11 protein-coding genes are annotated in these 11,862 nt (G+C 38.8%); 1 reads left to right on the forward strand and 10 read right to left on the reverse strand.

Translation table 11 applies throughout. The annotated features are described in order from the left end of the window. Positions 1-105: 105 nt before the first annotated feature. The 7 genes from pnpS to MHI18_RS07630 form a co-directional block, all read right to left on the reverse strand. Positions 106-1,881: a two-component system histidine kinase PnpS gene (gene pnpS, locus MHI18_RS07600; protein ID WP_340846786.1), complete on the reverse strand. Its 1,776-nt coding sequence runs from the start codon at positions 1,879-1,881 to the stop codon at positions 106-108. Continuing rightward, the gene (locus MHI18_RS07605) at positions 1,878-2,594 is read right to left on the reverse strand and encodes a response regulator transcription factor (protein WP_340846787.1); all 717 of its coding nucleotides are present in this window, start codon (positions 2,592-2,594) and stop codon (positions 1,878-1,880) included. The genes pnpS and MHI18_RS07605 overlap by 4 nt, the downstream gene beginning before the upstream one ends. A 128-nt stretch (positions 2,595-2,722) precedes the next feature. After that, a complete protein-coding gene (locus MHI18_RS07610; RefSeq protein WP_340847612.1) occupies positions 2,723-3,199 on the reverse strand; it encodes a MaoC/PaaZ C-terminal domain-containing protein in 477 nt (158 codons plus the stop codon). Positions 3,200-3,309: 110 nt separating this feature from the next. Further along, complete coding sequence (gene mdh, locus MHI18_RS07615) at positions 3,310-4,242, reverse strand: malate dehydrogenase (RefSeq protein ID WP_340846788.1); 933 nt, start codon at positions 4,240-4,242, stop codon at positions 3,310-3,312. Between the two features lie 100 nt (positions 4,243-4,342). Further along, the gene (icd, locus tag MHI18_RS07620) at positions 4,343-5,611 is read right to left on the reverse strand and encodes an NADP-dependent isocitrate dehydrogenase (protein WP_340846789.1); all 1,269 of its coding nucleotides are present in this window, start codon (positions 5,609-5,611) and stop codon (positions 4,343-4,345) included. A 115-nt stretch (positions 5,612-5,726) separates the two neighbouring features. Next, positions 5,727-6,842 (reverse strand): citrate synthase, encoded by a 1,116-nt coding sequence (gene citZ, locus MHI18_RS07625; RefSeq protein WP_340846790.1) that lies wholly within the window; start codon positions 6,840-6,842, stop codon positions 5,727-5,729. Positions 6,843-7,285: 443 nt separating this feature from the next. Further along, a complete protein-coding gene (locus MHI18_RS07630) occupies positions 7,286-7,744 on the reverse strand; it encodes a DUF441 domain-containing protein (protein WP_340846791.1) in 459 nt (152 codons plus the stop codon). A gap of 187 nt (positions 7,745-7,931) precedes the next feature. On the opposite strand from MHI18_RS07630, the gene ytvI reads away from it, so the two are divergent. Continuing rightward, on the forward strand, positions 7,932-9,062 hold the full coding sequence (gene ytvI, locus MHI18_RS07635) for a sporulation integral membrane protein YtvI (RefSeq protein WP_340846792.1): 1,131 nt from the start codon (positions 7,932-7,934) through the stop codon (positions 9,060-9,062). Between the two features lie 49 nt (positions 9,063-9,111). Here the strand turns inward: ytvI and aceA are convergent, their stop codons facing one another. From aceA to MHI18_RS07650, 3 genes are all read right to left on the reverse strand, one after another. After that, a complete protein-coding gene (aceA, locus tag MHI18_RS07640) occupies positions 9,112-10,401 on the reverse strand; it encodes an isocitrate lyase (RefSeq protein WP_340846793.1) in 1,290 nt (429 codons plus the stop codon). Positions 10,402-10,436: 35 nt separating this feature from the next. Beyond that, positions 10,437-11,120: a hypothetical protein gene (locus MHI18_RS07645; protein WP_340846794.1), complete on the reverse strand. Its 684-nt coding sequence runs from the start codon at positions 11,118-11,120 to the stop codon at positions 10,437-10,439. Between the two features lie 294 nt (positions 11,121-11,414). Further along, on the reverse strand, positions 11,415-11,819 hold the full coding sequence (locus tag MHI18_RS07650; RefSeq protein WP_340846795.1) for an FxsA family protein: 405 nt from the start codon (positions 11,817-11,819) through the stop codon (positions 11,415-11,417). Positions 11,820-11,862: the final 43 nt, after the last annotated feature.

The following is an 11,862-nucleotide window of genomic DNA, read 5'->3' on the forward strand; positions in this document are numbered from 1 at the left end:
TCTTTCCTTGGATGAAGGGGGTTTTCAATAGTAATTGTAAACTATTGATATTAAGAACATTTAAATTCATTGTTAATTTAATGTAAATGCTCTTCCCTCATCGTTTTACTTGTTAATTTGTTTTTTTAATAAAACTGTAAATACGGTCCCTTTTCCTGGTTCACTGGCTACTGTAATTTCACCATGAAGGACCTCTAGAATGTGTTTTACGATAGCTAACCCTAGACCGGTCCCGCCAGAATCACGGCTCCGCGCTTTATCCACTCGATAAAAACGTTCAAATATACGAGGCAATTCCTCCGTTTCAATGCCAATTCCGGTGTCTCGAATCGTCACGATTACGTCTTCTTTTTGTTCTTTTACTTCTACTTCAACCATTCCACCATTAGGAGTGTATGTCAAAGCATTGGTCATTAAATTAAGAAACACCTGTGTAATCCGGTATGAATCTCCTTCTATCCAGACAGGATTTTCAGGTACGTGTAAGGTCAGTTCAATATCTTTTTCGACTGCTTTTCCATTAAGGATGGTTCGTGTTTCTTCAAGAATAGGAGTCAATTCTAAAGGTTTAATATTAAGCACAAATTCCTGTTGTTCAATACGGGACAAGTCTAAAAGCTCTTGAATCAACGCTTGAAGCCGGTCACTTTCTTTCAAAATAATCATTAAAAAGCTCTTTAATGCTTCTTCATCCTTTAACGCTCCGTCTAAAAGTGTCTCAGAAAATCCTTTAATAGAAGTAATGGGAGTCTTGAGCTCATGAGAAACATTCGCAACAAAATCTTTTCTCACTTGTTCTAATTTCTTAAGCTCAGATATATCATGAAAAACGACCAATATCCCTTTCCATTCGTCATTATTTCCGATAATTGGCGCCCCATACACTTCAAAATGTCTTCTTTCAAAGGCAAGTGGAATCAGCAATTGCCGCTTCATACTTTTTTCCGTCATAAAAATCTCTTCAATAAGGCTAATAATTTCTTTATGCTCAATGACCTCGTAATACACATGATACAAGAAGGTTAATGGATCTACCTTAAATATATTTTTATAGGCACGATTCGAGAGAGTGATGTAGCCTTTATTATCAATCAGCAATACACCACTTCCTATATTCTCAATCAGTGTCTCCAGTCGATCCTGATGCATCTCACGAGAAATTTCCATTTCCTGTAGATTTCTCGCAAGAATATTCAGTGAGGTATTCAATTTACCTGTTTCATCTGCTTGCGCCGAGGAAGCCCTTGCCCGGTAATTCCCCTTTGCCAGCTCGATGGCTGTTTTAGTAGCTGTTTCAATTGGACGCGTATAACGGGTAGCAATACGACTTCCCAGCATAATAATAATGAGTAATGAAGCACCAAGGCTGACAGCAAGTATAATCCACGCTTGTTTATTCGCTTGTTTAATGGCTTCTTCTTCATTGCTGAAAATGGCGTATCCTTCTAACTTACCGCCGATTTCTATCTTTCCCCAGTAATAACGGAGTTCATTTTCACCGACAATTTTCTTATAGCCGTAACGTTTCGTACTGCTTTTTTCTTCGACTATATTGTCCAACAGGACTTTATGCGTGCCGACATTATCGAAACGATTCGCATTAGAATCAAAGAGAACCTGACCTTCGCTTGAAATTATTGTACAGTTATGGTCTTCAATCGAATCAATAAGTTCTACGTTCTGCTTATTTAAAAAAGGCGTAATCCCGCCAATTTCCTCAATATAATTAGTGATAAATAAGGTTTCATTTTCAATACGTTCGTTAAACGCATTCGCATAATAGGTCTTAAATAGCAATCCTAACAATAAGCCCACAGCCAGAAAAACGACCATGATTAATAGAATCAATGCCAGGAGAAGCTTCGTTCTAAACTTTGTCATTCTGCCTTCGGTTCCTCAAGTTTATAACCCAATCCCCTAATGGTTTTTATGTAGAGAGGTTTTCGTGTATCATGTTCAATTTTTTCACGCAAATGGCTGATATGAACATCAACAATACGTGTATCACCTGCAAAGTCATAATTCCAAACAGCACTAAGCAGTTGATCACGTGTCAGTACCTTCCCCTTATATCTGGCCAGATACAGCAGCAATTCAAATTCTTTTGGAGTCAGCTCCAGCAAAGACGATTCAAAATACGCTTCATAACGCTCGGGGAAAATTTCAAGTCCGCTAAGCTTGATTAGTTCCTCATCTGTTTCTTTATCTTCCTTAACAGGAGCCTGTATTTCCATTCTTCGTAAAATCGCTTTAACTCGAGCAACTACTTCACGTGGACTGAAAGGTTTTGTCATATAATCATCTGCACCTAACTCTAGGCCCAGTACTTTATCGAATTCATCATCCCTTGCTGTCAGCATGAGAATGGGGACCATGATCTTTTGCTGACGAAGCCGCTTGCACACTTCAATCCCATCAAGTTTAGGCAGCATTAAATCTAATACCATTAAGTCCGGAGTCTCAATACTCGCTAGCCTCAACCCTTCTTCTCCATCAGATGCTGTCAGTACAGAAAAGCCTGCTTGCTCCAAATTATATTGAAGCAAAGTTACAATTGATTGTTCATCATCCACTACGAGAATTTTTTTAACCATGATTTCCTCCTGAATATGTATTACCCCTAACTCATTAGAGTCTGTTCATCCATCCCCATTATAAATGAATGCGAGAGAAAACGCATAGTTCTAGTGACAAATAAACCTCGCACATGTGAGCGAGGTTCTCAAAACGGATCGGTAAATACATGCGTATTCTGCTTTTCAAAAGAAGGTGGAATGATTAGTAATTTCCCCATTAAAACAGACTCTTCTTGTTCATTTTTTGCTGTTACACTAATTTCAACCCTGTTTTGTTCTATGTTGATAGAGGTGACTTCAAAGAAAAAAGTAATGGTTTGTTCATGATAAACGGGTCTAGGATAAGACATCTCTTGTGATAAAATATAGCTCCCTGGACCTGGAATATATTTAGAAACAGCAGAAGTTACTATACCTGCTAACATAATGGCAGGAACCAGTGGTTTTTTAAACGGCGTTTGTGAAGCATAATCATGTTGGATATATAATGGATTCGCATCATTAGTCAGCCCTAAATAAAGAAGCAGTTCCTTATCTTCCATCTTCTCCGTCAGCGTCAACTTTTCACCTAAGCTGATTTCTTCAATTTTTCTTCCCGGTTTTTTCTTCTTTAACAGCATGATTAGTCCTCCTGATTTATACTAAAAAGCCACCAAAGAGTAGGCATTATGGAGGTGAAAGACCACCCCCATGCTTCTAATCTTTAGATAGCTTTTTTTCTAACCATTTCGCATTAATTTAAAACGTTTAGTACCTGACGTACAGAGTCCACAGATTTAGAAAGAGCTGCTTTTTCATCTTCCGTCAATTCTAATTCGATAATCTTTTCAATCCCATTCGCTCCTATAATCGTTGGTACACCCAAATATATTCCTTCGAATCCGTATTCACCCTCTAGGTAAGCGATGGTTGGAACGACACGACGTTGATCCTTAAGAATTGCTTCAGCCATTTCGACAATTGAAGCTGCCGGTGCATAATACGCACTGCCATTCCCAAGTAAATTGACAATTTCTCCTCCGCCTGTTCGCGTACGAGCGACTATTGCTTCTAAACGGTCTTGCGGAATTAATGTTTCTAATGGGATACCTCCAGCGTACGAATACCGAACAAGTGGAACCATATCATCTCCGTGCCCGCCCAGTACAAAACCAGTGATATCTTTAACAGAAAGATTTAATTCTTTGGCAACAAACGTACGGAAACGTGCGGAATCCAGTACACCTGATTGGCCGATGACACGCTCTTTAGGGAATCCTGATTCTTTGAATACCGTATATGTCATTGCATCAACAGGGTTAGTCAGTACAATAATGGTTGTGTTAGGGGAATACTTCACAATTTCTTTAGTCACTGATTTCATCACTTTTTGGTTAATTTGCACCAAATCGTCACGACTCATTCCAGGTTTTCGTGCAATACCTGCAGTGATAATAACTAAATCGGATTGTGCTGTTTCAGCGTAGTCGGAAGTACCACTAATATTTGCATCAAATCCTTGTACAGGACCTGCTTCAGCCATATCTAGTGCTTTTCCTTTTGTAGGGTTTTCTGCTTGAGGAATATCGACTATTACTACATCACCAAGTTCTTTTTGCGCTAATAAGAAGGCAGTAGTAGCTCCTGTAAAACCAGCACCAACCACTGTGATTTTTTTACGAGACATGATTTATAATCCTCCCGAGATACGTAGTTTGTTGTCTATTTTATAAAAGCTTCGTAAAGGGATGGTTAGTACCAAACCCTTCACGAAGCTGATTATAAACTTATAGGTTTTTAATTAATTCATCGGCAAACTCTGAACATTTAACTTCAGTAGCGCCTTCCATTAGACGAGCAAAGTCATATGTTACTACTTTAGACTCAATCGTTTTTTCAACAGAAGCTGTAATTGATGCAGCAGCTTCAGACCATCCTAAGTGTTCAAGCATTAGTACGCCTGAAAGTAAGACAGATGAAGGATTCACTTTATCTAATCCAGCATATTTAGGTGCTGTACCATGGGTTGCTTCAAAGATAGCATGTCCAGTCACGTAGTTGATGTTTGCTCCAGGAGCAATACCAATTCCGCCAACTTGAGCAGCAAGAGCATCTGAAATATAATCACCATTCAAGTTCATTGTAGCTACTACATCAAACTCTTTTGGACGAGTTAAGATTTGCTGCAAGAAGATATCAGCGATTGAATCTTTAACGATAATTTTTCCTTCAGCTTCAGCAGCAGCCTGTGCTTTATTAGCAGCATCTGTTCCTTCAGCATCTTTAATTTTATCGTATTGATTCCATGTGAATACTTTATCGCCGAATTCTTCTTCAGCCACTTCGTATCCCCAGTTTTTAAATGCGCCTTCAGTGAATTTCATGATATTTCCTTTATGCACAAGTGTTAAAGAAGAACGGTTTTCTTTAATTGCGTAATTGATAGCCGCACGTACTAAACGTTTTGTACCTTCTTCAGAAATAGGCTTAATTCCGATACCTGAAGTTTCAGGGAAACGAATATTTTTAACAGCAAATTCATTTTTCAAGAAATCAATTAGTTTCTTTACTTCGTCAGAACCTTTTGCATATTCAATTCCAGCATAAATATCTTCTGTATTTTCACGGAAGATAACCATGTCAGTATCTTCTGGACGTTTAACCGGTGATGGTACACCTTCAAAGTAACGAACAGGACGTAGACAAACATACAAATCAAGTTCTTGGCGTAATGCCACGTTTAGGGAACGAATTCCGCCGCCGATTGGTGTAGTTAGTGGTCCTTTAATCGCAATAAGGTATTCGCGAATCACGTCAAGTGTTTCAGCAGGAAGCCATTCTCCTGTTTTATCGAAAGCTTTCTGTCCAGCATAGACTTCTTTCCATTCGATTTTCTTTTCACCTTTATACGCTTTTTCTACAGCTGCGTCTAAAACACGAGAAGCCGCTGCCCAAATATCAGGTCCAATTCCGTCTCCCTCGATAAAAGGAACGATTGGATTGTTTGGTACCTGTAAAGATCCGTTAACTACTGCAATTTTTTCACCTTGTGTCATGTTTATACCCCCGATTCAATATCAAAGGTTAGCTTACTCTTCATCGAAGAGTTACTAACCTTGTTTACTCACAATACTAAATTTACTACAAAATTCAAAACTAGTTAAATATTATTTATCTTTTTTCAATAGATACATATTTTTGCATGCCTGGTCCAGTATACTCTGCACGCGGGCGGATCAGTCTATTATTAGCGTATTGCTCAAGAATATGCGCAATCCATCCCGACGTACGACTGACTGCAAAAATAGGTGTAAATAAATCATGATCGATACCTAGACTATGGTACACGGATGCCGAATAGAAATCCACATTTGGAGGAAGATTTTTTTGTCCTGTTACCAAATCTTGAATCTTTACAGACATTTCGTAGTATTCAGGCTGACCAGTTAATTCCGTCAGTTTCTGGGACATATCACGAAGATGTTTTGCACGCGGATCCCCTTTACGGTATACGCGGTGGCCAAAGCCCATAATCTTTTCTTTGTTTTCTAGTTTTTCATTGATATACGATTCTACCTTATCCACTGAACCGATTTCTGTAAGCATTTTCATAACTTGCTCATTTGCTCCGCCATGTAATGGTCCTTTTAAGGCACCAATAGCAGATGTCACACCAGAATAGATGTCTGCTAAAGTAGCTACACACACCCGAGCTGTAAAGGTTGATGCATTTAATTCATGATCTGCATGCAGAACAAGGGCTTTGTTAAATGCTTCTTCTTCAATCGCTTCTGGTTCGTTGCCAGTCAGCATATATAAGAAGTTTGCCGCAAAACTTAAATCAGTACGCGGTGCAACCGGTTCTTGACCTTTACGTACGCGAGCAAAGGCTGTAACAAGAGTAGGCATTTGCGCTTGAATTCGGATGGCTTTACGGTAGTTCGCTTCGTCACTCATTGTATCTGCTTCATCATCATAAAGTGCTAGTAATGAAACCGCTGTCCGAAGAGCCGCCATTGGATGAACTTTACCAATTGGGTACGTTTTAAAGTGGTTTAAAACTTCCTCAGGAATTGCCGCATTTTCTGCCAGTTGTTTTGTCAGTTCTTCAAGCTGACTTTGTGTAGGGAGACTACCATGCCAAAGCAGATAAATAACTTCCTCAAATGTGGCATTTTCCGCTAAATCGTCAATATCATACCCAGCGTATGTTAATGTATCATCGATTATTGAACTAATCGCTGACGTAGTTGCCACGATACCTTCTAGGCCCTTTGTTGCTGTCATACAAAATCTCTCCTTTTCTAAAAAAAAATTCCCCTTTGTCCAATGCTCATTATAATATAGCGCTTCCAAAGAAATTTAAATAAGTATCATGCAATATGTAATTCCTAGGGTTGTAGTTCCCCCTGAAAAAATGAGAATGCTTTAAATAATCTGCACCAACATTTTTTACCCTAAAAACTACTCCTTAAAACTTCCTATCGAGCGCTTGCTCAGGTAACGGCAAACCAATCCTATTAATAGATACTATTCCATATCTTTGTAGAAAAGTCAGCGATAGTTACAAGACCTATTATAAACAATTATCAGTTTTTTGGAAATGGAAAGCACTTAAAAAATGAAAATATTATTATTTTATTAGAAAAACTCATAAATAACTTATTGGATAATTATTCAAATGATTTTCGTATAAGGAAACCTGAATCAGGTTTCCTGTTCTGCTTTGGTTATTTAATTAGATTAAAAAGCTGCATAAATAAGTAAGCAATTCCTGCACCAATTAAGGGGCCAACAGCTACTCCTTTAAATAGAGCAACAGCCAAAATAGTGCCAAAGACAAGTGCCACGGTGATATGAGGATCATTGGCAAGCAGGGTGAGACCATTCTTCGCAATCAGCGCCACTGCAATTCCTGATAGTAACGCAATCCATGCATAGGGTGACTTTATGGCTTCTGCCAGCTGTTTGTACCCGATTGCACCACTTGCAATTGGGACTAGCACAGCAATGGTAATCACGGTCACTCCAAGATTAATTCCCTTTGATGAGAGGAAGGGAAATACTTTCGTATCAAGCCCTGTTAGCTTTATTAATAATAAAATTCCTGCGGCAGCCATCAATGAAGAATTTTTAGCAATGAGGCCTATTATGAGAAGCATAAGTAAAAATAAATAAGGACCATACATTTAACATTCCTCCATAAACCGAACTCTTGTTATTTTAACATAGCAAAAGGGACAAGTATTCGTAAAAAACCTGTCCCTATTTATCTGCTTTAAAGAAACTAGTCAGATAATTGACCTTTCTTTTATCTTGAAGCCTAGTTACAATAAACTATATAGTTAAAGAGCGATTACAAAGGGGGAAAAAAGCATGAATCCCGTATACATTTATCGGTTCGTCCGTTTTTTCGTTGCCATCGGAATTGTCGTATTAGGCGGGGTCGCATTGTTTTATCTCTCAACCTACACATACCCCTTTATCATCGCAATATTCATCGCCTTTTTCATGAATCCACTGGTTAATTTTTTTGAAAAAAAAGCCCGAATGCCAAGAGGGCTTGCTGTCCTCGTTTCTCTACTTCTTATTCTTTCTATCTTTGCCGGTTTAATTACTCTTCTTGTCGTGGAAATTGTCTCTGGAGCAAATTATTTAGGAGAAGTAGTCCCTAAACACCTTGTCACAGTTGTTGATTATATTGAAGACCTTATCGTTCAACAGATTTTGCCGCTCTATAACCAAACAGCTGCTTTATTTAAAAATCTAGACAATGGGCAGCAAGACACGATTCTTGATAATATACAAAATGTTGGACAGACCATTGCTACAACAGCCGGTAATTTTATTCAGTCATTTTTTCAGAATATCCCCGGTATTATAGGTTGGATTCCTAATACGGCAACTGTTCTTGTGTTTTCTGCACTTGCCACTTTTTTTATCAGCAAAGACTGGTACCGCCTATCAAATTTAAGTAACAAACTCCTTCCTGAAAAGGTCTATGTAAGTACTATCCGGATCATTAAAGATCTGAAGCGTGCATTATTCGGCTTTATAAAAGCCCAATTTACGTTGGTATCGATTACGACTGTTACCGTATTAATCGGACTGCTCTTCCTCAAAGTGCGCTATTCAATCACCATTGCACTTATTTGTGGACTAGTTGATATTGTTCCCTACCTTGGGACAGGTACTATTTTTATTCCATGGATTATCTATGAATTTATTTCTGGAAATACGAGTTTAGGAATAGGCCTTTCCGTCTTATATGCCATTGTCATTGTCCAACGACAGCTAATCGAGCCAAAGGTATTATCATCAAGTATCGGACTCGATCCTCTTGCTACTTTAGTTGCTCTTTTTGTCGGTTATAAGATGATTGGAATTCTCGGACTTATTGCTGGTCCCGTCATACTTGTTATTATCAACACCCTTCAAAGAGCAAATATTTTCAAAGATATTTGGTCATTTATTATAGGAAAAGAAGGCCGCAGGGATAATTTATAGGACAAAATAAAAACTGCCGGGACAGGTGTCCGGGCAGTTTTTACACTTTTTAATGTTTAGACGTTTCAAATTGTTCGGCTTCCGTTGATCCTTTTAAGGCTGTTGTTGATGAAGTCCCTCCAGCAACTACCTGTGCGACTTCATCAAAGTAACCCGTACCAACTTCACGTTGATGTCTTGTTGCTGTGTATCCATATTGTTCACTCGCAAATTCTGCCTGTTGAAGTTCCGAATAAGCAGCCATTCCACGATCTTTATACTGACGTGCAAGTTCAAACATCCCATGATTCAAGGCATGGAATCCAGCAAGCGTTACAAACTGGAATTTATAGCCCATTTTTCCTAGTTCTACTTGAAAGTTAGCAATCGCTTCATCATCTAATTTAGCTTTCCAATTAAAGGACGGTGAACAGTTATAAGCAAGCAGTTTACCAGGATGCTCAGCATGGATGGCTTCAGCAAATTGGCGGGCTTCTTCAATGTTTGGCTCAGATGTTTCACACCAAATCAGATCCGCATATGGTGCATAAGCAAGTCCTCGTGCAATAGCTTGATCAATCCCCGCTTTAGTCCTATAAAACCCTTCAGGAGTCCGCTCTGAACTTTCGATAAATGGTGCATCAATAGGGTCGATGTCACTTGTAATCAAATCCGCTGCATTAGCATCTGTTCGGGCGACAAGAATGGTTGGTACCCCCATTACATCTGCAGCAAAACGAGCCGCAATTAAGTTACGTACTGCCGTTTGAGTAGGCAGCAAAACTTTCCCTCCTAGGTGACCGCATTTCTTTTCTGAAGATAACTGATCTTCAAAGTGAACACCTGCAGCTCCCGCTTCAATCATACTTTTCATTAGTTCAAATACATTTAATTGTCCGCCAAATCCAGCTTCAGCATCGGCAACAATTGGAGCAAACCAATCGATTTCGTCGTTTCCTTCCATATAATCAATTTGGTCGGCACGTTGGAGGGCTTGATTGATACGTTTAACTACCTGTGGAACACTATTAGCAGGGTATAAACTTTGATCCGGATACATGTTTCCTGAAAGATTCGCATCTGCTGCAACTTGCCAGCCGCTCAAATAAATTGCTTTTAAACCAGCCTTTACCTGCTGCATAGCTTGGTTACCCGTTAATGCACCAAGTGCATTAATAAAATCCTCTGTATGAAGCAGATTCCATAACTTTTCAGAACCTTTTCGGGCAAGGGTTTGTTCAATATCAATGGAGCCTCTTAAGCGAATTACGTCTTCAGCAGTGTATGGGCGTGTAACCCCATTCCATCTTTCATCACTTTTCCAATTTTGTTCCAATTGAGCAGCTCTTTGCTTTTTCATTTTCAATTCCTCCTATTGGGCTTAATCAAATTTTCTTACGAATGAGTAACTTCCGTTGTCCTATTATCGAGCACGAAGGCACCGCGTTTTTCACATGTCTCTCTAACTAATGAATACATATTCATAAAAGACGCAAGTCCACCTTCGAATCTAGAAATTTTACTAAGCTGTACGCCTATACAATGCTCTTTAAGCTCATAAAGAATCTCATCTGTTTCCATAGCCGCATTGCTATTAATTAAAGCAATCACTTTAATCGTTCCAAGCGGTAGCCTCTGATCATTCTGAGCGTAAACAAATAGGTCATTCCAGAGTCTTGCTTCTAACGCATTGTCTATTGTCGGAAGATAAAAATAATGATTAAGGTGAAAAAAGTGATTCGTAAAATCATAGAAACTTGCTGATTTGAGATGTCCATCCACTTGCACTTCTAGGTGCAGACTCCGCAGTAATTTTTTTCGTACAGCCATCTCCTTTAAATCCTTTGGAATTCGGCCGACTGTCCAATCTCCTTCCCGGATACGCTTGGTCTCAATCGGGAAGCTTGGTCCATGATTCCTATGTTCATCGATTGTATGATTCCGTTTAAGAAGCTCGATTCGCTTTTCCCCGAAATGATAAGTAATCCGATTCAAGAATGCTCGCGCATCAGATGACAGAATATGTTCATACTCAGGTTTTTCTCCTGATTGTCTCCATCCCTTTGCATCTGTTTTCATGTAGCAGCTTCACTTCCCCTCAAGCTAATCCTTTTTGTTATAATACAGTTATTTGTTTTCTTAAAAGTATTATATAACACAGATATTATTTTTGTCACCCGTTTTTAATTAAATAATCTAAAAATTTATTTTATTCTGTTTTCTACACAAGAATAAGCCCCCCACAGCAGCTTTCAAGGGTTGTAAAAATCTAGCTATCATTCGCTTGAAAAAGTCTTCTGCACAGAAATGTTCTTAATGCACGCACTAAAAGAGCGCACAAAAAATCCGGATGCAGTATGCAGCCGGAAGCAATTATTGGATGATGGTGATAATCCCTTTATTCTTATTTTTATTTATTTTCTTTGTAATCCAGCGCAATAGCAGCGGCTTACAAAGTTTGCGTGTTGGCGGTAATATCAAAAGCAAGCCTGCAAGATCAGTAATAAATCCTGGCAGTACTAATAAAATCCCGCCAATCATAATACATAATCCATTTATCATTTCATTGCCTGGCAGTTGACCTACGTTCATTTGAGCTTGTGCTCTTCGTAGAGTTTCCAGCCCTTGCTGTTTCGCTAAATATGCACCCACGATTCCCATCAATAGGAGGGTGAATAATGTTGCCCAGAAGCCTATTACCTTTCCGGATAACAGCAGTATAATAATCTCAATCACTGGAAAAGCAACGATTGATAATATAAGATATTTTGGCTTCATTCTATAAAACAACCCCTTATTTGGCTTGTATATTCATTATACT

It is taken from the genome of Peribacillus sp. FSL H8-0477 (genome assembly GCF_038002765.1).
Classification (GTDB): Bacteria; Bacillota; Bacilli; order Bacillales; family DSM-1321; genus Peribacillus.